Consider the following 21,067-nt stretch of genomic DNA (forward strand, 5'->3'; position numbering starts at 1 on the left):
GCCGAATCCATCCCTTATCCATGCGGGCGACAACTCTTCTCGTGCCAGACACCTCTTCCAGCCTGCTGCCGGGCTTACTGCCCGGCCGTATCGATCATTTCGCAACCGGTCTCGGTTTCGCGTTCGGCAGCTTGCCCACGGGCCTGCAGATCACGTTTGCCATCGTGTTCGGCCTCGTGATCGGCAGCTTCCTGAACGTGGTCGTGCATCGGCTGCCCATCATGCTTGAACGCGCATGGCGAGCGGAAATCAGCGAGGCCGCCGGTGAACCGATGGAACAGGACGGCCTGCCGGCGCGCTACAACCTGTGGGTGCCGCGCAGCGCGTGCCCTCACTGCGGCCACGTATTGAGCGCGTGGGAAAATCTGCCGGTGCTGAGTTACGTGCTGCTGCGCGGGCGCTGTTCCGCCTGCAAGGCACGTGTGAGCCTGCGATATCCGTTGCTCGAAATCGCCAGCGCGGGGTTCGCGGCCGGCTCGCTTGTACTGTTCGGCCCAACCCTCACGGCGCTCGCAGCCTTCGGACTGTGCGCGGCGCTGCTCGCCATGAGCGCGATCGACATCGACACCCACCTGCTGCCCGACTCGTTGACGCTGCCGTTGCTGTGGGCCGGCATCATCGTCAACTTCGACGGCATGTTTGCGAATCTCCACGACGCGGTGCTCGGTGCGATCTTCGGCTACCTGGTGCTGTGGGTTGTCCATTGGCTGTTTCGCCTGGTGCGCGGCGTCGAAGGCATGGGTTACGGCGATTTCAAACTGCTCGCGGCGCTCGGCGCGTGGCTCGGCTGGGCGGCGCTGCCGCAGATCGTGCTGATCGCGGCGGTGGCCGGCGCCGTAGTCGGACTGCTGGCAACGTGGCGTGGCCGCATGCGCTTCGAAGAGCCGTTGCCTTTCGGGCCGTTCCTCGCGGCAGGCGGCGCACTGACACTGTTTCTCGGCACACCGCTTTATCTGGCTCTGGGAGGCTGAAGCATGTTCGTTGTGGGACTCACCGGTGGCATAGGCAGCGGCAAATCGACTGTCGCCGACCTGTTTGCCGCGCACGGCGTGCCGCTGGTCGACACCGACCTGATCGCGCATCGCATCACCGCGCCGCATGGCGTGGCGATGCCGCAGATCGCCACCGAATTCGGCGAGGCGTTCGTCGCCGCTGACGGTTCGCTCGACCGTGCCCGCATGCGCACCCTCGTATTCAGCGACGACAGCGCGCGCAAACGCCTCGAGGCCATCACACATCCACTGATTCGTGCGGAGACCGAACGTGAGCAGCGCGAGGCCCAAGGGCCTTATGTGATCGTGGTGGTGCCGCTGCTGGTCGAATCCGGCAGTTGGAAAAGCCGCGTGAATCGCGTGCTGACGGTCGATTGCAGCGTGGAAACGCAGATTTCGCGCGTGATGAGCCGCAACAATTTCAGCCGCGAACAGGTGCTGGCAATCATCGCCCGCCAGGCCACGCGCGAAGCACGCCTCGCCGCAGCCGACGACGTGATCGACAACGACAACGCGCCGCTCCACGCGCTCAAGGCGCAAGTCGACGCGCAGCATCGCGTGTATCTGTCGCTTGCCGGAGCATGAGGCCGGCGCGTCACCTCGGGAAATCCCGGTTGAACTTCACAGCGACGCGCATGCCAAAAGCGCGTTGAAAACCGCCTGAAACACGTGAAAAAAATTGCGAAAGCGCGCTGAAAAAGTGCGTGATTGCTAGGGTAGTCTCACGGCATTAGAATGTTCTGCATTCCCGTCACCGACCACGCCCGAGGCGAGCCCGCTTGATCCTTTACGAGTATCCCTTCAACGAGCGAATCCGGACGCTGCTGCGCCTCGAAGATCTGTTCGAGCGCTTCACGTTCTTTCTGACTCAGGAAGACGCCAGGGAACATCACGTCGCACTGACCACGCTGTTCGAAATCTCAGAGGTTGCGGGTCGCGCGGATCTGAAGTCGGATCTGATGAAAGAACTCGAGCGCCAACGGCAAACGCTGGCGCCGTTTCGCGGCAATCCAGGAATCGAGCAGAACGCGCTCGAGGCCGTACTCGGCGAGATCGAGCAAACGCTCGCGGGGCTTTCGCAGATGCAAGGCAAAACCGGCCAGCACCTTGCGGACAACGAATGGCTCGCCAGTATCCGCAGCCGCGCGATCATTCCGGGCGGCACCTGCAAGTTCGATTTGCCGTCCTACTATGCCTGGCAACAGATTCATCCCGATCAGCGCCGCCAGGACATCGCCAAGTGGGTCACGCCACTGCTGCCGCTGCGCGACGCGGCCACCATCGTTCTGCGGTTGGCGCGCGAATCCGGCCAGGCGTCCAAGGTCATGGCCATGCAGGGCAGCTATCAGCAAATGCTGTCCGGCCGTTCGTATCAATTGATGCAGGTGCGGGTGGCGCCGGAATTGCGCGTGATCCCCGAGGCCAGCGCCAACAAGTACATGCTGTGGGTGCGCTTCACGGTGCAGGACGGCGATCTGCGTCCGCGTGCGGTAGATGTCGACGTACCGTTCCAGCTCACGCTTTGCAGCCTGTAGCCAGCGCTCACAAGCCTGTCATGTTTGCCGGGTAAATCCGGACCGAAGGAAGGGCACGCCTTTAAAGCGGCGAGAAATGCCCCTATATTCGTTACTTATTCCGTTTGCGATTGACTGCCTGACCGTATGCCTACTGTCGTCAAATGCCCCACTTGCGGAAAGGACGTCCGCTGGACACCTGAAAACCGCTTCCGCCCCTTCTGCTCTGACCGCTGCAAGCAGATCGATCTCGGCGCCTGGGCCGCTGAGAAGTACAAGATTGGCGGATCCGAGCAGGAAGCGTCGTCGGACGAGACGCCTGGCGGGGATTACAGCGCGCATTGAAGGTGGCGCGCTGTCCGCGTCGCGTTGGTCGGGTCGTGCGGTCCGGTCACACTGACCGTCTCCGTTAGCGCAACGCCTACGACGGCACGCGCAGCCTGACTGAGCCTGCCAAGGGTAGCGCGCCTCAGCCAGGCGCACAGCGTTTTCCCCTTCTCTTTCCCTGTCAGTTCTTTTCCGCCGCCAGCCATTCCAGCACGGGAATGGTCGCCGGCAAGAGAGGCTCGACATCCGCAGGCAGCGTCTGCCAGACAAAAGCCTGACCTTCGCGGCCGTGCGGTTCGCCGGACCACTGCGTTACCTTGCAGAAAAAGAGCCGCACGTAGGCGTGCGGGTAATCGTGTTCGAGCGTATGCCACAGATGGCTCGCCTTAACGTCGATACCCAGCTCCTCGTGCAACTCACGGGCGAGCGCTGCCTCGACCGACTCGCCCGCTTCCAGCTTGCCGCCCGGAAACTCCCAGTACCCCTCGTACGGCTTGCCGGCCGGGCGCTGCGCCAGCAGATAGCGCCCATCGGGTTGAACCAGCACGCCGACCGCGACTTCCGTCACCTTGCGGCCCGCGGCGTTCTTCTGCGTGTCGTCGCTCATGCCGAGGCTCACGCTGAGGTCTTGCGGCCGGACCAGTCGCGCGCGAACTGCCACGCAACACGTCCCGAACGCGAGCCGCGCTCCAGTGCCCACACCAGCGCATCGCCGCGCGCCGCTTCGATTTCGGCGTCGTCGCAGCCAAAATGCCGCAGCCAGTGGGCGATGATCGACAGGTAGTCGTCCTGCTTGAACGGATAGAAGCTGACCCACAGCCCGAAACGCTCGGACAGCGAGATCTTCTCTTCCACCAGTTCGCCCGGGTGAATCTCGCCGTCGGACGTGTGCTTGTACGTCTCGTTGTCGCTCATATACTCGGGCAACAGATGACGGCGATTCGACGTCGCGTAAATCAGCACGTTGTCCGACTGCGCGGCGATCGAGCCGTCGAGCGCGACCTTCAGCGCCTTGTAGCCCGATTCGCCGTCTTCGAACGAGAGGTCGTCGCAGAACACCACGAAGCGCTCCGGCCTCTGCGCGATCAGGTCGACAATATCGCCGAGGTCGTGCAGATCGTCCTTGTCCACCTCGATCAGACGCAGGCCGTCTTTTGCATAGGCGTTCAGACACGCCTTGATTAGCGACGATTTGCCGGTGCCGCGCGCGCCCGTCAGCAGCACGTTGTTGGCCGGTTGCTTATGCACGAATTGCCGGGTGTTCTGCTCGATCAGGCCTTTCTGGCGATCGATATTCTGCAGGTCGTCGAGCGTGATCGCCGAGATAGCCGGCACCGGTTGCAGGTAACCGCGCCCCTGGCGCTTGCGCCAGCGGAAGGCGACTGCGGCCGACCAGTCGATATCCGGTGCGGCGGGCGGAAGCATGGCCTCCAGGCGGACGAGCACGGCTTCGGCCCGGGTCAGAAACTGTTCGAGTTTGTCCATGGCTGTGTGGAGAGCGGCCCGCAGGCCGCGTTAAAACCCCAATGAAAAACCTGGTTACGAACGATAGTCGGCGTTGATGCTCACGTAGTCGTGCGACAGGTCGCAAGTCCAGATCGTGGCTTGCGCATCGCCGCGCCCGAGTACGACACGAATGCCGATCTCGCTCTTTTTCATGACGCGCTGGCCGTCTTCTTCACGGTAGGCCGGATTGCGGCCGCCGGCAGTGGCAACCAGCACGTCGTCCAGATACAGATCGATCTTGCCGACGTCGAGATCGTCCACACCGGCATAGCCGATGGCCGCGAGAATGCGGCCGAGATTTGGGTCCGATGCATAGAAGGCCGTCTTCACGAGCGGCGAGTGGCCGATCGCATACGCGATCTGGCGGCATTCGCCGACGCTCGAGCCGCCCTCCACCTGCACGGTCATGAATTTGGTCGCGCCTTCGCCGTCGCGCACGATCAGTTGCGCGAGAGTCTGGGCGACTTCGGTTACCGCGTCGCGCAGCGCTGCGTAAGCGGGCGAATCGGTGGACGTGATCGCCGGCAGGCTCGATTTGCCCGACGCGATCAGGATGAACGAATCATTGGTCGACGTATCGCCATCGATCGTGATGCAGTTGAACGAGCGATCCGCCACGTGCTTGACCAGCGCATCGAGCACCGGCTGGGCGACGGCGGCGTCGAACGCGAGAAAGCCGAGCATGGTCGCCATGTTCGGCTTGATCATGCCGGCGCCCTTGCTGATGCCGGTCAGCGTGACCGTGTGGCCCTCGATCGTGACCTGGCGCGACGTGGCCTTGGGCAGCGTGTCGGTGGTCATGATCGCCTGGGCAGCGTCGTACCAGTTCGCTTCCTTGCGGTTGGCCAGCGCAGCCGGCAGACCCGCCTTCAGACGATCGACCGGCAGCGGTTCCAGAATCACGCCCGTCGAAAACGGCAGCACCTGTTCCGGTGTGATGTCCGCGAGACGCGCAAGCTCAGCGCAGGTTTCGCGCGCCGCCACGAGGCCCGGTTCGCCCGTGCCCGCGTTCGCGTTGCCGGTGTTGATCACCAGCGCGCGAATCGGCTTGCCGCCTGCGCGCACGCGTTCCAGATTCTCACGGCATACCGTGACGGGCGCCGCGCAAAAGCGGTTCTGCGTGAACACGCCGCCGACCGTGGCGCCTTCGCCCACGGAAATGACGAGCACGTCCTTGCGGTTCGGCTTGCGGATATTCGCCTCTGCCCAGCCAAGCGAAACGCCGGCGACGGGATGGAGTTGAGCGGGATCGATCGAGGGGAAATTGACAGCCATGGTCGCGACCTGTCGAAGAAAATGCCGGCAGGCGCCGGCATCGAGGGAAACGGAAACTGATGGTCCGGGCATGTTGCCGAACCACCGCGAAATCAAGACAAAGTACCGCGTAAAACGACGCGGCGCGCCTCTGAGCGCGCCGCCTTCGGCATTACACGATCTTGCCGTGGCACTGCTTGTACTTCTTGCCGCTGCCGCACGGGCACGGGTCGTTACGGCCGACCTTCGGTACGTTGTCCGCGCTCACGTTCGCTGCCACCGGTTGCGACGAGCCGTGGCTCATCGCGTCGCCGATCATGGCGGCCGTGGCCGCCTCAGCGGCAACAGGCGCCGCCGCTGCGGCTTCGGCAAATTCAGCGTGGCGGAACTCGACGTTTTCGAGGTGGCTGCCCTGCTCTTCCAGCTGTTCAGCGGCCTGTTCCAACTGTTCCGGCGACTGGATCTGCACGTTCATCACCACGCGGGTGACTTCGAGCTTCACGGCGTCGAGCATCGCGGCGAACAGTTCGAACGCCTCGCGCTTGTATTCCTGCTTCGGGTTCTTCTGCGCATAGCCGCGCAGATGGATGCCCTGACGCAAGTGATCGAGCGCGGCCAGATGTTCGCGCCAGCTGCGGTCGAGCGTTTGCAACATGATCGAGCGTTCGAACGCGCTGAACGACTCGCGGCCGACCAGTTCGACCTTCGCTTCATAGGCTTCGTCGGCGGCGGCTTCAACCGCTTCGAGAATCTCGTCCGCGCTGATCGAGTTCGACTCGTTGATCATTTCCTGGATCGCGAGGTCGAGCTGCCATTCGTTGCGCAGCACCTCTTCCAGCTCGGGCACGTCCCACTGTTCTTCAATGCTGCCTGCCGGCACGAACTGGTGGACGATATCGGCGATCACACTCTGGCGCATCGCACCGATGGTCTCGGTGATGTCGTTCGCTTCGAGCAATTCATTGCGCTGCTGGTAGATCACCTTGCGCTGATCGTTCGACACGTCGTCGTATTCGAGCAATTGCTTGCGAACGTCGAAGTTGCGTGCTTCCACCTTGCGCTGCGCCGATTCGATGGAGCGCGAGACGATGCCAGCCTCGATCGCTTCGCCCTCCGGCATCTTCAGGCGGTCCATGATCGCGCGCACGCGGTCGCCCGCGAAAATGCGCAGCAGCGGATCTTCCAGCGACAGATAGAAGCGCGACGAACCCGGGTCGCCCTGACGGCCCGCACGGCCGCGCAACTGGTTGTCGATCCGGCGCGATTCGTGACGTTCGGTGCCGATAATGTGCAGACCGCCCGCGGCCTTCACCTGATCGTGCAGCGCTTGCCATTCGTCGTGCAGCTTCTGGATGCGGCGCTGCTTGTCGTCTTCAGCCAGCGTTTCGTCCAGTTCAAGGAACGACGCCTGCTTTTCCGCATTGCCGCCCAGCACGATGTCCGTACCGCGGCCGGCCATGTTGGTGGCGATCGTGATGCGCTTCGGACGGCCCGCTTCAGCGACGATCTCCGCTTCACGCGCGTGCTGCTTGGCGTTCAGCACTTCGTGCGGCAACCCGGCCTGCTTCAGCAGATGCGACAGCAGCTCGGAGTTTTCGATCGACGTGGTGCCGACCAGCACCGGCTGACCGCGCTCATAGCAATCGCGGATGTCGCGGATCACCGCGTCGTAGCGTTCCTTGGCGGTCTTGTAGATCTGATCCTGCTTGTCGATCCGCTTGGGCGGACGGTTGGTCGGGATCACGACCGTTTCGAGTCCGTAGATCTCGTTGAATTCGTACGCTTCCGTGTCCGCCGTACCGGTCATGCCGGACAGCTTCGCGTACATACGGAAGTAGTTCTGAAACGTGATCGACGCGAGCGTCTGGTTCTCGCTCTGGATCTTGACGTGTTCCTTCGCCTCGACCGCCTGGTGCAAGCCGTCCGACCAGCGGCGGCCCGACATCAGACGCCCGGTGAATTCGTCGACGATCACTACTTCGCCGTTTTGCACCACGTAATGCTGGTCTTTGAAGAACAGCGTGTGCGCGCGCAGCGCGGCGTACACGTGGTGCATCAGCGTGATGTTCTGCGGCGCGTACAGGCTTTCGCCTTCACCGATCAGGCCCCACTCGGCGAGCAGGCGCTCGGCCTTTTCGTGGCCCGATTCCGTCAGGAACACCTGGCGGCCTTTTTCGTCCAGCGTGTAGTCGCCCGGCTTTTCGACGCCGGTGCCGTCCGCTTTCTCTTCGCCGATCTGGCGTTCGAGCAGCGGCGGCAGCGCATTCATGCGCACGTAGAGTTCGGTGTGATCTTCGGCCTGGCCGGAGATGATGAGCGGCGTACGAGCCTCGTCGATCAGGATCGAGTCGACCTCGTCGACCACTGCGAAATTCAGGGCTCGCTGCACGCGCGCGTCGGTCTCGTAGACCATGTTGTCGCGCAGGTAGTCGAAGCCGAATTCGTTGTTGGTGCCGTACGTGATGTCTGCCGCATAGGCTTGCTGCTTGGACTCGTGGTCCATCTGCGACAGGTTGATGCCGACCGACAGCCCGAGGAAGTTGTACAGACGCGCCATCCATTCGGCGTCGCGCTGGGCGAGGTAGTCGTTGACAGTAACCACGTGCACGCCGCGGCCCGACAGCGCATTCAGGTACACCGGCAGCGTGGCGACGAGCGTTTTGCCCTCACCGGTGCGCATTTCGCCGATCTTGCCGTAATGCAGGACCATGCCGCCGATCAGCTGCACGTCGAAGTGGCGCATTTTCAGCACCCGCTTGCTGGCCTCGCGGCACACCGCGAAGGCTTCCGGCAGGAGCTTGTCGAGCGACTCGCCGCTCGCCACGCGCTGGCGGAATTCACCCGTTTTGGCGCGCAGTTGATCGTCCGTCAATTGCTCGATCTGCGGTTCGAGCGCATTGATCGCCGCGACGGTCTTTTGATATTGCTTGACTAGCCGCTGGTTGCGGCTGCCAAAAATCTTCTGTAGAAAACCGGTGGTCATCGGATCGGTGTCTGCGTCGCGGCTTCGGCTGGGTCGCACCGTGCGGGTCGTGCACGTGCGCTCCGGGGTCGGAAGGGCCTCGGCGGCTTAGTCCAAGAGTGAATTCGAATCGGGCATTTTAGCACGCGCCCCCGCCCACGCCTGTGTCAGCGAAGCGACGGCGGCCGGGCCTCCGAAGCCCGCCGCAGCGGCCCCGGACAGTCCGCATTGAGGCCGGCCTGCGTGCATCCCGCGCGGTACAATCGCGGCGTGAACGCGCATTGGGTGCGAACACGCCGCTACCCACCGAACATGAGCCGCTTTCCTTCCTTTTCAAGGCCGCCGCCCCAGCAGTTCAAGGCGCGCCGCCCGCAGCCGGTCGCCGAGGTGCTCAACCGCACGGACGCGTTCGCGGCCCTGCGCGCGGGCGTCGAGCAGATTGCGGCGCTGGAGAAGGATCTGCGCGCGCTTCTGCCCGACTATCTGGCAACGAGCGTCGAGCCCAGCTTTATCAAGGAAGGCGTGCTGGCGCTGTTCGCCGGCCATAACGCGCTGGCGGCACGTCTCAGGCATCTGGAGCCGCGGCTGCTGTCGGATCTGCAGCAGCGCGGCTGGCCGGTCAATGCACTGCGCATTCGAGTGCGGCCGCAGCCGGTCAAGGAGCCGCCGCCGGTCAAGCAGGCGCGCATGACGCCGGCCGGCGCGGACGCGCTCCATGCGCTGAGCGAATCGCTCGCGCCGTCGCCATTGCAGGAAGCCTTGGCGAAAATGGCGGCCCGGCATCGGAGAAATCGCTGAGCGAAAAAAAAGCGGCCCGTCAGGGCCGCTTACTTTTCATGCACTCGCCGCGGACATTTCCGCGAAAGCGTTAGGCAAACGCCGTCTGCGTTTCGTAGGCAAATCCGCGCGGCGCTTTCTGCGTATCGTCGAAGGTGACGATTTCGTACGAATCTTCATGCGCCAGCAGTTCGCGCAGCAGCGCGTTGTTCAGGCCGTGGCCCGACTTGTACGCGTTGTACGACGCCAGCAGCGGATGACCCACCACATACAGGTCGCCGATCGCGTCGAGCATCTTGTGCTTCACGAACTCGTCGTCGTAGCGCAGGCCGTCGTTGTTCAGAATGCGGTACTCGTCGAGCACGATCGCGTTGTCCATGCTGCCGCCGCGTGCGAGACCCAGTTCGCGCATCATTTCCACTTCATGCGCAAAACCGAAGGTGCGGGCACGCGCGATTTCGCGCACGTACGACGTATTGGCAAAATCCACTTCCAGCGCCTGACCGGTCTTATCCACCGCCGGGTGACGGAAATCGATCGTGAATTTGAGCTTGAAACCGAAATACGGGTCGAGACGCGCGAATTTATCGCCGTCGCGGATTTCGACCGGCTTGGTAACCTTGATGAATTTCTTCGCCGCGTTCTGCTCTTCAATCCCTGCCGATTGAATCAGAAACACGAACGAACCGGCACTGCCGTCCATGATAGGAATTTCTTCGGCGGTGACGTCGACATACAGGTTGTCGATGCCAAGACCGGCGCAGGCGGACATCAGATGCTCGATGGTCGAGACGCGCGCGCCGTCTTTCTGCAAAACGGAAGCCAGACGCGTATCGCCAATCGCCATCGCCGACGCGGGAATGTCCACCGGCGTGGGCAGATCCACGCGCGAAAACACGATGCCCGTGTCCGGCGCGGCCGGACGGAGCGTCAGTTCGACCTTACGGCCCGAGTGCAGGCCGATGCCGACTGTCTTGACGATTTGTTTGATTGTGCGCTGCTTCAACATGGTGATCTTCTATTCGATTGAAAATCCCAATCGGGACTTTTTATTCCATAGCGCGAAGTATACTCCAATACCCTAAGGAGCGTCTTTGCGCGGAACGTATCAATCTGTTTCGCTACGTTACCCTCGGGCGCCCGTCAGGGAAGCGTGACGGGCCGATGTCCCGGAACGGAGGCGTTTCCGGTCATCGGCCCGCGTAACGGCCTGTCACAAAAGCGTCTTATCGACCGTTGCCCAGTCACAACGCGCGTACCGCGCATGCACCAAGGCGAAGGCCACGACGCCGCGTGCTTAGCTCAACGTAGCGAGAATACTCCCTGCATCGCTAACTTCGAATTTGCCGGCAGCCTCGACGTTCAACGTCTTGACCACGCCGTCGTCGACAACCATCGCGTAGCGCTGGGAACGGATTCCCATGCCGCGCGCCGACAAATCCTGCTCGAGACCGAGCGCTCGCGTGAAAGCCGCACTGCCGTCCGCCATCATGCGCACCTTGCCCGAGGCGTGCTGATCGCGTCCCCACGCGCCCATTACGAACGCGTCGTTGACGGACACGCACCAGATCTCGTCGATGCCAAGCGCGCGCAACTGCTCGGCATGCTCGACATAACCCGGTACATGTTTGGCTGAACAGGTCGGCGTGAATGCGCCCGGCAATCCGAAGATCACCACGCGCTTGCCCGCCGTCTGCTCGCGCACGTCGAAGCTGTTAGGCCCGATCGTGCAGCCCGCCCGCTCGTCTTCGATCAACTCGAAGAGCGTTGCGTCGGGCAGCTTGTCACCTGCTTGAATCATGCTCAGTCCTTTGCATCGATGCGAAGCACACTCGCACGTCGTCGTGTCGCAGTGAAAAATCCGGCGTGGGCACCCACCACTGCATGCTCCGCCGTCCGGCGACAGTCGCCCACTCCGCTTCGCGAAACCGAAGAGGGCAGTTGTCCTTGCCGCGAATCTTCAAAGATACGCGACTTGTTTGCCGTTCACCCGCCACGCTCGTGCATTCGTCCGCCAACGCTGCACTGCTCGACAAACGCAGCGCGGCAACGAAAGCCTGCTCGTGCGCTCAGTCCGCCTGCTTGCGCAGGAATGCCGGAATGTCGTACGTGTCGACGCCCTTTTCCTGCAGCGCCTGCACATGCGAAGCGGCCGTATCGCGCGAGGTGCGCCACACTGCCGGCGTATCCAGCGCGCCGTAGTCGGCGGTGCTCGCGTGCGAGGTTTGCGGTGCGTAAGCAGCGTGCGCGTTGATCGGCTGGTTGTCGGTGCCGGTGCGCAGCAGCGTCATCGGTGCCGACTGCTGCTTCTTCGCCGCACGGCCCAGACCCGTTGCCACGACCGTCACGCGCAGCGCGTCGCCCATTGCATCGTCGTACACCGCGCCGAAGATCACGGTTGCGTCTTCTGCGGCATAGCTCTTGATGGTGTTCATCACTTCGCGCGTTTCCGACAGACGCAGCGAACGGCTCGACGTGATGTTCACCAGCACGCCACGCGCGCCCGACAGATCCACACCTTCCAGGAGCGGGCTGGCGACAGCCTGCTCAGCAGCGAGGCGTGCGCGATCGACGCCGGCAACCGTCGCCGTGCCCATCATCGCCTTGCCCTGCTCGCCCATCACCGTCTTCACGTCTTCGAAGTCGACGTTCACCAGACCGTCGACGTTGATGATTTCCGCGATGCCGGCAACTGCGTTGTTCAGAACGTCGTCTGCGCACTGGAAGCACTTGTCCATCTCGGCGTCATCGCCCATCACCTCGAACAGCTTGTCGTTCAGGACGACGATCAGCGAGTCGACGTGATCCTCCAGTTGCTGCGAACCGGCTTCCGCGACGCGCATGCGCTTGCCGCCTTCGAATTCGAACGGCTTGCTGACCACGCCAACGGTCAAGATACCCATTTCTTTAGCGATCTGCGCAACCACGGGTGCTGCGCCCGTGCCCGTGCCGCCGCCCATACCGGCCGTGATGAAGACCATGTGCGCGCCGCGCAGTGCGTCGGCAATACGCTCACGCGCTTCTTCCGCTGCGGCGCGGCCCATTTCCGGCTTCGCGCCGGCGCCCAGACCCGTGTTGCCGAGCTGGATCACCGCGGAGGCGCGCGAACGCGACAGCGCCTGCGCGTCCGTGTTCATCACGATGAAGTCGACGCCTTGCACGCCTTTGTTGATCATGTGCTGAACGGCATTGCCGCCAGCGCCACCTACTCCGATCACCTTGATGATGGTGCCGTTCGTTTCGGTTTCCAGCATTTGGAAATCCATGATGCCTCCGTCAAGATAAAAATTTACAGCCACTTCGGCCGTTATTCGGCAGGAGATCGGGCAACCCCCTGTCGCGCGCCGGCCGCCGGCACCAGCGCGTATTCCTAAAACCCGGTTGAAACCTGTTCGACAACCCGTTCTGTGCAGCGGTACTACGAATGCTTTAGAAGTTGCCGAGGAACCAGTCCTTCATGCGCGTGAACACCTGGCCCATCGAGCCCGACTGCACCGCCACCTTGCGGCCGCGCATGCGTTGCGAGCGTCCCTCGACGAGCAGGCCCATCGCCGTCGAGTAGCGCGGATTGCGCACCACATCGGCGAGACCGCCCGCGTATTCCGGCACGCCGATACGCACCGGCTTCAGGAAAATGTCCTCGCCGAGTTCGACCATGCCGAGCATCATCGACGCGCCGCCGGTCAGCACCACGCCGGAGCTCAGCAGTTCCTCGTAACCCGACTCGCGCACCACTTGCTGCACGAGCGAAAACAGTTCTTCGACGCGCGGCTCGACCACCGCCGCCAGCGCCTGGCGCGACAGCGTGCGCGGGCCGCGCTCGCCCAGCCCCGGCACTTCGATCATTTCGTCCGGATCGGCCAAAGCCTGCTTGGCGATGCCGTAATCCACCTTGATGTCTTCCGCGTCCGGCGTCGGCGTGCGCAGCGCCATGGCAATGTCGCTCGTGATCTGGTCGCCGGCGATCGGAATCACCGCCGTATGCCGGATCGCGCCTTCGCTGAAAATCGCGATGTCCGTCGTGCCGCCGCCGATATCGACCAGCACCACGCCGAGTTCTTTTTCGTCTTCCGTCAGCACCGCGAGCGACGACGCCAGCGGCTGCAGAATCAGATCGTTCACTTCGAGCCCGCAACGGCGCACGCACTTCACGATGTTCTGCGCCGCGCTCACCGCGCCGGTGACGATATGCACCTTCACTTCGAGGCGAATGCCGCTCATGCCGATCGGCTCGCGCACATCTTCCTGGCCGTCGATGATGAATTCCTGCGTCAGGATATGCAGCACCTGCTGATCGGTCGGGATGTTGATCGCCTTCGCCGTTTCGATCACGCGCGCCACATCCGTCTGCGTGACTTCCTTCTCCTTGATCGCCACCATGCCGCTGGAGTTGAAGCTGCGGATATGGCTGCCGGCAATTCCGGTAAATACGTTCGTGATCTTGCAGTCGGCCATCAGCTCGGCTTCTTCGAGCGCGCGCTGAATGGACTGCACGGTGGCTTCGATATTCACCACCACGCCTTTCTTGAGCCCCTTCGATTCGCTCTGGCCGAGGCCGATCACCTCGTAGTGACCTTCGCCCTTCAACTCGGCGACGATAGCCACGACCTTCGACGTCCCGATGTCGAGGGCGACCAGCAGATCTTTATAGTCTTTACTCATAGCGTGCTCATTGCGTGTGATGTCCGTTTACTTCTTGCCCTTGTCGGGTTCGCTGATGAAGCGCATGCCAGCGGCACGAATCGCGAAACCGTTCGGATAGCGCAAGTCCGCATACTCGATATCCTTTCCCCAACGTTGCGTCACCGCGTTCCACGCCGCGGTCAGGCGGCGGCTCCGATCGAGCAGCGTGTCCTGATTGCGTTCGCGCCCAAGTTCCACCTGCGTGCCGTTCGAGAGCTTCACCGTCCACGCGTAGCGCGGCGACAGCGTCACTTCTTCGGGCGTCGCGCCCAACGGCGCGAACCATTTCTGAAAATCGTGATAGCGCGTGACTACTTCTTTTGCCGTGCCGTCCGGACCGTCGAAGGCGGGCAGATCCTCTTCGAGCTCGCCCTGATTCGCCGTGAACAACTCGCCGTCCACGCTCACCAGCTGATCGCTGCCCCACGTCCCCAGCGGTTTGTACTCCTCGAGCGTGACAGCCAGCGCGTTCGGCCAGACGCGCCGCACGCTCGCATGACGCACCCACGGCATCTGCTCGAACGCCTGACGCGCCACGTCGAGGTCCACCGTAAAAAAGTTGCCCTTCAACCGACCCACGACACCCGCGCGCACCGTCGGCGAATTGATGTGCTCGGTATCGCCGTCGATCTGGATTTCACGCAGCGCGAAATTCGGGCGCTGGATCAGCCAGTAACCGCCTGCCGCCACCAGCACGAGCACCAGCAACACATGCAATGCGTTGGCGGCGAAATTGAGCTGGCGAACGTTGTTCCACATGGAGTTGCTTTCGGGTCGCCCCGGTTAGTCCTTAAGCGTCAGCGCCAACACGCCGACAACCAGTTCCTGATAGCCGATGCCCACCGCGCGCGCCGCTTTCGGCGGCAGCGAGTGATCGGTCATGCCGGGCGCCGTGTTCACTTCGAGGAAGTACGGCTTGCCGTCGGCGTCGAGCATGAAATCCGCCCGGCCCCAGTCGGTGCAACCGAGCACGTCGAAGGCGCGCCGCGCCAGCACTTTCAGATGCGCTTCCTCGTCCGCCGCCAGACCGCACGGGATCAGATACTGCGTGTCGTTCGCGATGTACTTCGCGTGGTAGTCGTAAAACTCGCCGGCCGGCACGATGCGGATCACCGGCAGATCGAGATTGCCGGCAATGCACGCGGTGTATTCGCCGCCGCCCTCGATGCTCTTTTCGACCACCACGATCTTGTCGAACTTGACCGCTTCGAGCAGCGCGGCCGGCAGCGCGTCGGCGCTCTTCACCTTGATCACCGCGACGCTCGAACCTTCGCTCGCCGGCTTCACGAAAAGCGGCAAGCCGAGCTTGGCGACGATCTCTTTCGCGCGCGCTTCGTAGTCGTCGCCACGCAGCACCGCTTCGAACGGCGGCGTCGGAATGCCGAGCTGCTGCCACACGAGCTTGGTGCGGAACTTGTCCAGACCGAGCGCCGAGCCGAGCACGCCGCTGCCCGTGTACTTGATGCCGTAAAAGTCGAGCGCGCCCTGAATCTGGCCGTTCTCGCCGTAGCCGCCATGCAGCGCGTTGAACGCGCGCACGAAACCCTCTTCCTTCAATGCGGCGAGCGGACGCTCGGCCGGATCGAACGGATGCGCGTCGATACCGGCGTCGCGCAGACCTTGCAACACGAGACGCCCGGAATTGAGCGACACCTCGCGCTCCGCGGAATTGCCGCCGAGCAAAACTGCCACTTTGCCGAATTGTTTAGGGTCGATACTGCTCATCTCACACCTTCGTTTCCTGAGCGAGGCGACCCGGCACACCGCCGATCGAACCCGCGCCCATCGTGATCACCACATCGCCGTCGCGCACAATCGCTGAGAGCGCGTCCGGCACTTCGTCCACCGTATCGACAAACACCGGTTCGACCTTGCCCGCCACACGCAGCGCACGCGCGAGAGCACGGCCGTCCGCGGCGACGATCGGCGACTCGCCGGCCGAATAGACTTCGGTCAGCACGAGCGCGTCGACGGTCGACAGCACTTTCACAAAATCCTCGAAGCAGTCACGCGTGCGCGTGAAGCGGTGCGGCTGGAACGCCAGCACCAGACGCCGGCCCGGAAATGCGCCGCGCGCCGCCGCCACCGTGGCCGCCATTTCGACCGGGTGATGACCATAGTCGTCCACCAGCGTGTAGGCGCCCGACGCTTTGCCTTCGGTGAAAACCGGCACTTCGCCATAGCGCTGGAAGCGTCGGCCCACACCGTTAAAATCCGCCAGCGCTCGCTGGATATCGGCATCTTTCACTTCAAGTTCAGTCGCAATTGCAATTGCGGCCAAAGCGTTCTGCACGTTGTGCTCGCCCGGCAGGTTCAACACGATGTCGAGCGGCGCGGCATCTTCACGCATCGCGGTGAAATGCATCTTGCCGCCGAGCGCTTCCACATTGACCGCGCGCACCTGCGCATCCGGCGCGAAGCCGTAGCGGATGATCGGCTTCGACACGAACGGCAGGATTTCCTTCACGTTCGGATCGTCGACGCACAGCACCGCGATGCCGTAGAACGGCAGACGGTGCGTGAACTCGATGAACGCCTGCTTGAGCCGCGCGAAGTCGTGGCCGTAGGTGTCCATGTGATCGGCGTCGATGTTCGTGATGACTTCGATCACCGGGAACAGATTCAGGAACGACGCATCCGACTCGTCGGCTTCCGCGACGATGAAGTCGCCCGTGCCCAGGCGCGCATTCGCGCCCGCACTGATCAGCCGGCCGCCGATCACGAAGGTCGGGTCGAGTCCACCCGCCGCGAGCACGCTCGCCACCAGCGAGGTGGTCGTGGTCTTGCCGTGCGTGCCGGCAATCGCAATGCCCTGCTTCAGGCGCATCAGTTCCGCGAGCATCACCGCGCGCGGCACGATCGGAATGCGCCGATGACGCGCGGCCAGCACTTCCGGGTTGTCGCTGCGCACTGCCGTGGAAACGACCACTGCATTCGCGCCTTCGATGTTCTCCGCCGCGTGACCGATCGCGATCCGCGCGCCGAGTGCGGCGAGGCGATCGGTGATCGCGTTGCTCGACAGATCCGAGCCGCTCACCTGATAGCCGAGATTGACCAGCACCTCCGCGATGCCGCTCATGCCGACACCGCCGATGCCGACAAAGTGAATATGTTTGACGATGTGTTTCATTACTTTCCTTCTGGGCTCGCGCCCGAAATCGAACCCGCCACTGTCGCGCAAATCTGCGCGACTTGCTCCGTGGCGTCGGGTTTCGCGAGCGAGCGCGAACGCTCCGCCATTTCCGCGAGAGTCTCCCGCGTCTGGCTGCGCAACCAGTCAGCGAGGGTTTCCGCCGACAGATCGCGTTGCTGCACGACCAGCGCCGCGCCGTTATCGGCGAGGAACGCTGCATTAGTGGTTTGGTGATCGTCTACCGCATACGGGAACGGCACGAACAGCGCCGCCACGCCTACTGCCGAAATCTCTGAAACGGTCATCGCGCCCGAGCGGCAAATCACCAGGTCCGCGTTTGCGTAAGCGCTCGTCATGTCGTCGATGAACGGCACGAGTTCAACGTCGGCGCCCGCTTGCAGACCCGCCGCCGCGTAGTTCTCGCGCAGTGCTTCAATGTGCTTCGCGCCCGCCTGATGCACGATGCGCGGACGCTCGTTCGGCGCCAGCAAAGCCACCGCGCGCGGCACGACTTCATTCAATGCCGCCGCACCCAAACTGCCGCCCACCACCAGCACATTCAACGGACCGCTGCGCTGCGCGTAGCGTGCTTTGGGTGCAATTGAGCGCGCAAGTTCCGCACGAATCGGGTTTCCTGTCCATTCGCCGTGCGGCAGTGCATTCGGGAACGCAACCAGCACGCGTTTGGCGACTTTCGCGAGCACCTTGTTCGCGAGACCGGCAATCGAATTCTGTTCATGCAGCACGAGCGGACGGCCGCTCAACGCGGTCATCAGGCCGGCCGGAAACGTGATGTAGCCGCCCATGCCGAGCACGACGTCCGGCTTCACGCGGCGCAGCACGCTCAAGCTTTGCGTACAGGCGCGCAGCAGATTCAGCGGCAGCATCAGCTTGGTCTTCAGGCCCTTGCCGCGCAGGCCGCCAAAGCGCACGTATTCCATCGGGATGCCGTGCTTCGGCACCAGCGTTGCTTCCATGCCCGCGGGATTGCCGAGCCATACGACCTTCCAGCCCCACGCCTGCATCAGATGAGCGACCGCGAGCCCCGGGAACACGTGTCCCCCGGTGCCACCGGCCATCACCATCAGCGTGCGTTGCGGCAGAGCGGTCATACCTTTCCTCCGCGCATCAGCACCCGGTTCTCGTAATCGACACGCATCAGCACGGCGACAGCCACACAGTTCAGCAAAATGCCCGAGCCGCCGTAACTGACGAGTGGCAACGTGAGACCTTTGGTCGGCAGCAAGCCGAGGTTCACACCCATGTTGATGAAGGTCTGCGCGCCGAACCAGATGCCGATGCCCTTCGCCACCAGACCCGCGAACGTGCGGTCGAGCGCGAGCGCCTGACGACCGATCTCGAACGAACGGCGCACGATCCAGTAGAACATCAGGATCACGACGAGCACGCCGACAAAACCCAGTTCCTCGCCGATCACCGCGAGGATGAAGTCGGTATGCGCTTCCGGCAGATAGTTGAGCTTCTCGACGCTGCCGCCGAGTCCCACGCCGAACCACTCGCCGCGCCCGAACGCGATCAGCGAGTGCGTCAATTGATAAGCCTTGCCCTGCGCGTAACGGTCGTCCCACGGATCGAGGTACGCGAAAATCCGCTCGCGACGCCACGGCGACGCCCACACCAGCAGGCTGAATGTACCGACCGCGGTCGCCACCAGACCACCGAACAGCTTGCCGTTCACGCCGCCGAGAAACAGCAGGCCCATCGCGGTCGCCGCGATCACCATGAACGCGCCCATGTCCGGCTCGAGCAGCAGCAACGCACCGACGAGGCCCACGGCGACTGCCATCGGCAAAAAGCCTTTGGCAAAGCTGTGCATGTATTCCTGCTTGCGCACGGTGTAATTCGCCGCGTAGATCGCCACCGCGAGCTTCATGATTTCCGACGGCTGCATGTTCGTGATGCCGAGCGGAATCCAGCGGCGCGCGCCGTTCACACCCTTGCCGACGTGCGGGATCAGCACGATCACCAGCGCGACCAGCGAAATCAGAAACAGCTTCGGCGCGTACTTGTCCCACGTTGCGATCGGAATGCGGAACGACACGATGCCGACCACCGCGCCCATCACCACGAAGATGATCTGGCGCACGAGGAACGCGTAGTCGCGATACGACGCGTACTTCGGCGAATCGGGCATGGCGATCGACGCCGAATACACCATCACCACACCGAGACCGAGCAGCGCGACGACCACCCACAGCAGCGAGTGATCGTAGTCGAGCATGCGCGAGCGCAGCGGACGCACGCCGTTGACGGCGCTCGCAAGACCACTGCCGCCCGAGCGGCCGCCGGCGCGAGCCGAAGCGCCCGAAGCACCCGCGTCGCCGGTGGCGGCCTGACGTGAACCGAAACGTTCCGACCAGCTCATATCATCGTCCCCCGTTCGGCCGCGATGTCTTCCACCGTGCTGCGGAACACCGCGGCGCGATGCGCGTAACCCCTGAACATGTCGAAGCTCGCGCAAGCCGGCGAGAGCAGCACGGCGTCGCCCGGTTCCGCGAGCGCGGTTGCGGCGCGGGTCGCTTCTTCGAGCGTGGCGTGGTCCGTTATGGCAATGCCGGTGTCTGCCAGCGCGGCGCGGATTTGCGGCGCGTCGCGGCCGATCAGCATCACCGCGCGGCACCAGCGCATGACCGGCGCGGCGAGCGGTTCGAAATCCTGCCCCTTGCCGTCACCGCCGGCGATCAGCACGATGCGCTGCGCGAGACCGTCGAGCGCGGCGACCGTCGCGCCGACGTTGGTGCCCTTGCTGTCGTCCACATAGTCGATACCGTCGATCGACGCGATCAATTCCACGCGATGCGGTTCGCCGTGATATTCGCGCAGACCGTGCAGCAGCGGCGCGCCCGGCAGGCCGACCGCGCGCGCGAGCGCGTAAGCGGCGAGCGCATTGGCGGCGTTGTGCAAGCCGCGAATGCGCAAGGCGTCGGCCGGCATCAGGCGCTTGAGCGCGATGTTCGGCGGCGTCACGACTTCGTTCTTGCGGCGGCGCTTCGGCACCGGTTCGTCGCTCGCGTCGCGGTCATGCGCTTCGACGAGCCAGATCATGCCGTTGTCGCGCAGCAAGCCGTAGTCGCCGTCGTTCTTCGGCTCGGTGACGCCGAATGTGACCACCTCGGCTTCGCTGTCTTCCGAAGGCGCGAGCTTCATGACGCGTGAGTCGTCGCGATTCAACACGCGCACGGTTTGTGTACCAAAGATGCGGCCCTTCGCGGCAGCGTATGCATCGAGACCGCCGTGCCAGTCGAGGTGATCCTGGGTGATATTCAGCACGACCGCCGCGTCGGGCGTAAACGTGTGCGCGGTTTCGAGCTGGAAGCTCGACAGCTCCAGCACCCACACATCCGGCAACGCGGTGTTGTCGATCGCTTCCGTTAGCTTGTCGAGCAGCGCCGGGCTGATATTGCCCGCCACCGCGACCTTCTTGCCCGCGCGTTCGCACAGCAGGCCGGTGAGGCTCGTGGTCGTGGTCTTGCCGTTGGTGCCGGTGATGGCGATCACTTTCGGCGCATAGCCGCTTTCGCCGAGCGACTTCAGTGCCTGGGAGAAGAATTCGAGTTCGCCCCACACGGGGATGCCCTGCTCGCGCGCCGCCGAGATTAGCGGCAACAGATCGGCGGCGAGCGGCGACAAACCCGGGCTGATGGCGACCAGTTCGATACCTTCGAGCAGTGCCGGCGAAAACGGGCCGCCGACGAATGCGGCGTCGATGCCGTGCGCTTCCAGCGCGTGCAGGTTCGGCGGCACCTCGCGCGTATCGGCCACTCGCAGCCGACAGCCGTGCCGCGCGCACCAGCGCGCCATAGCGAGACCGGATTCACCCAGTCCCAGCACGAGCACCATCGGCTTTTGCCGATCCCGAAACTTCTCGCCGAACATCGCCTGCTTCCTTAATGACCTG

19 protein-coding genes are annotated in these 21,067 nt (G+C 63.4%); 5 read left to right on the forward strand and 14 right to left on the reverse strand.

Annotated elements, in window-relative coordinates; translation table 11 throughout:
- Window positions 1–20 precede the first annotated feature (20 nt).
- The 4 genes from P0D68_RS11465 to yacG all read left to right on the forward strand — a co-directional run bounded on the left by P0D68_RS11465 (window position 21) and on the right by yacG (window position 2,851).
- Window positions 21–971, forward strand: a complete 951-nt coding sequence (locus tag P0D68_RS11465) for a prepilin peptidase (protein ID WP_408301135.1) — start codon at window positions 21–23, stop codon at window positions 969–971.
- 3 nt (window positions 972–974) lie between these two features.
- Window positions 975–1,577, forward strand: a complete 603-nt coding sequence (coaE, locus tag P0D68_RS11470) for a dephospho-CoA kinase (RefSeq protein WP_408301133.1) — start codon at window positions 975–977, stop codon at window positions 1,575–1,577.
- 194 nt (window positions 1,578–1,771) lie between these two features.
- Complete coding sequence (gene zapD, locus P0D68_RS11475; RefSeq protein WP_091798841.1) at window positions 1,772–2,527, forward strand: cell division protein ZapD; 756 nt, start codon at window positions 1,772–1,774, stop codon at window positions 2,525–2,527.
- A 126-nt stretch (window positions 2,528–2,653) separates the two neighbouring features.
- Entirely contained in the window at window positions 2,654–2,851 is a 198-nt protein-coding gene (yacG, locus tag P0D68_RS11480) for a DNA gyrase inhibitor YacG (protein ID WP_091798839.1), read from the forward strand.
- 163 nt (window positions 2,852–3,014) lie between these two features.
- On the opposite strand, the gene P0D68_RS11485 is transcribed toward yacG, so the two are convergent.
- From P0D68_RS11485 to secA, 4 genes are all read right to left on the reverse strand, one after another.
- Complete coding sequence (locus tag P0D68_RS11485) at window positions 3,015–3,440, reverse strand: NUDIX domain-containing protein (RefSeq protein WP_408186855.1); 426 nt, start codon at window positions 3,438–3,440, stop codon at window positions 3,015–3,017.
- Window positions 3,441–3,448: 8 nt separating this feature from the next.
- On the reverse strand, window positions 3,449–4,318 hold the full coding sequence (locus tag P0D68_RS11490; protein ID WP_091798833.1) for an ATP-binding protein: 870 nt from the start codon (window positions 4,316–4,318) through the stop codon (window positions 3,449–3,451).
- 54 nt (window positions 4,319–4,372) lie between these two features.
- Window positions 4,373–5,614 (reverse strand): bifunctional glutamate N-acetyltransferase/amino-acid acetyltransferase ArgJ, encoded by a 1,242-nt coding sequence (gene argJ, locus P0D68_RS11495; protein ID WP_116138950.1) that lies wholly within the window; start codon window positions 5,612–5,614, stop codon window positions 4,373–4,375.
- 151 nt (window positions 5,615–5,765) lie between these two features.
- A complete protein-coding gene (gene secA / locus P0D68_RS11500; protein ID WP_091798827.1) occupies window positions 5,766–8,576 on the reverse strand; it encodes a preprotein translocase subunit SecA in 2,811 nt (936 codons plus the stop codon).
- Window positions 8,577–8,867: 291 nt separating this feature from the next.
- Here secA and P0D68_RS11505 point away from each other — a divergent pair, with 291 nt between their 5' ends.
- Window positions 8,868–9,353 carry a DciA family protein gene (locus tag P0D68_RS11505; RefSeq protein ID WP_408301129.1) on the forward strand — a complete coding sequence of 162 codons (486 nt, stop codon included), beginning with the start codon at window positions 8,868–8,870 and terminating at the stop codon, window positions 9,351–9,353.
- 70 nt (window positions 9,354–9,423) lie between these two features.
- On the opposite strand, the gene lpxC is transcribed toward P0D68_RS11505, so the two are convergent.
- The 10 genes from lpxC to murD form a co-directional block, all read right to left on the reverse strand.
- Window positions 9,424–10,341 carry a UDP-3-O-acyl-N-acetylglucosamine deacetylase gene (gene lpxC / locus P0D68_RS11510; RefSeq protein ID WP_091798821.1) on the reverse strand — a complete coding sequence of 306 codons (918 nt, stop codon included), beginning with the start codon at window positions 10,339–10,341 and terminating at the stop codon, window positions 9,424–9,426.
- A 288-nt stretch (window positions 10,342–10,629) separates the two neighbouring features.
- Window positions 10,630–11,133, reverse strand: a complete 504-nt coding sequence (locus P0D68_RS11515; RefSeq protein ID WP_012434415.1) for a peroxiredoxin — start codon at window positions 11,131–11,133, stop codon at window positions 10,630–10,632.
- Between the two features lie 268 nt (window positions 11,134–11,401).
- On the reverse strand, window positions 11,402–12,598 hold the full coding sequence (gene ftsZ / locus P0D68_RS11520; RefSeq protein ID WP_091798815.1) for a cell division protein FtsZ: 1,197 nt from the start codon (window positions 12,596–12,598) through the stop codon (window positions 11,402–11,404).
- 163 nt (window positions 12,599–12,761) lie between these two features.
- A complete protein-coding gene (gene ftsA / locus P0D68_RS11525) occupies window positions 12,762–13,994 on the reverse strand; it encodes a cell division protein FtsA (RefSeq protein WP_007180311.1) in 1,233 nt (410 codons plus the stop codon).
- A 27-nt stretch (window positions 13,995–14,021) separates the two neighbouring features.
- Complete coding sequence (locus P0D68_RS11530) at window positions 14,022–14,774, reverse strand: cell division protein FtsQ/DivIB (protein WP_408301126.1); 753 nt, start codon at window positions 14,772–14,774, stop codon at window positions 14,022–14,024.
- Between the two features lie 24 nt (window positions 14,775–14,798).
- Window positions 14,799–15,740 carry a D-alanine--D-alanine ligase gene (locus P0D68_RS11535; RefSeq protein ID WP_091798809.1) on the reverse strand — a complete coding sequence of 314 codons (942 nt, stop codon included), beginning with the start codon at window positions 15,738–15,740 and terminating at the stop codon, window positions 14,799–14,801.
- A 1-nt stretch (window position 15,741) separates the two neighbouring features.
- On the reverse strand, window positions 15,742–17,145 hold the full coding sequence (gene murC, locus P0D68_RS11540; RefSeq protein WP_091798806.1) for a UDP-N-acetylmuramate--L-alanine ligase: 1,404 nt from the start codon (window positions 17,143–17,145) through the stop codon (window positions 15,742–15,744).
- A complete protein-coding gene (gene murG / locus P0D68_RS11545) occupies window positions 17,145–18,260 on the reverse strand; it encodes an undecaprenyldiphospho-muramoylpentapeptide beta-N-acetylglucosaminyltransferase (protein WP_408301124.1) in 1,116 nt (371 codons plus the stop codon). Before murG ends, murC begins: the two co-directional genes overlap by 1 nt.
- Window positions 18,257–19,534, reverse strand: coding sequence for a putative lipid II flippase FtsW (ftsW, locus tag P0D68_RS11550; RefSeq protein WP_091798800.1), 1,278 nt, complete (start codon window positions 19,532–19,534; stop codon window positions 18,257–18,259). Before ftsW ends, murG begins: the two co-directional genes overlap by 4 nt.
- Window positions 19,531–21,045, reverse strand: coding sequence for a UDP-N-acetylmuramoyl-L-alanine--D-glutamate ligase (gene murD / locus P0D68_RS11555; RefSeq protein ID WP_091798798.1), 1,515 nt, complete (start codon window positions 21,043–21,045; stop codon window positions 19,531–19,533). The genes ftsW and murD overlap by 4 nt, the downstream gene beginning before the upstream one ends.
- Window positions 21,046–21,067: the final 22 nt, after the last annotated feature.

The organism is Paraburkholderia sp. RL17-380-BIE-A, assembly GCF_046028085.1.
Taxonomy (GTDB): domain Bacteria; phylum Pseudomonadota; class Gammaproteobacteria; order Burkholderiales; family Burkholderiaceae; genus Paraburkholderia.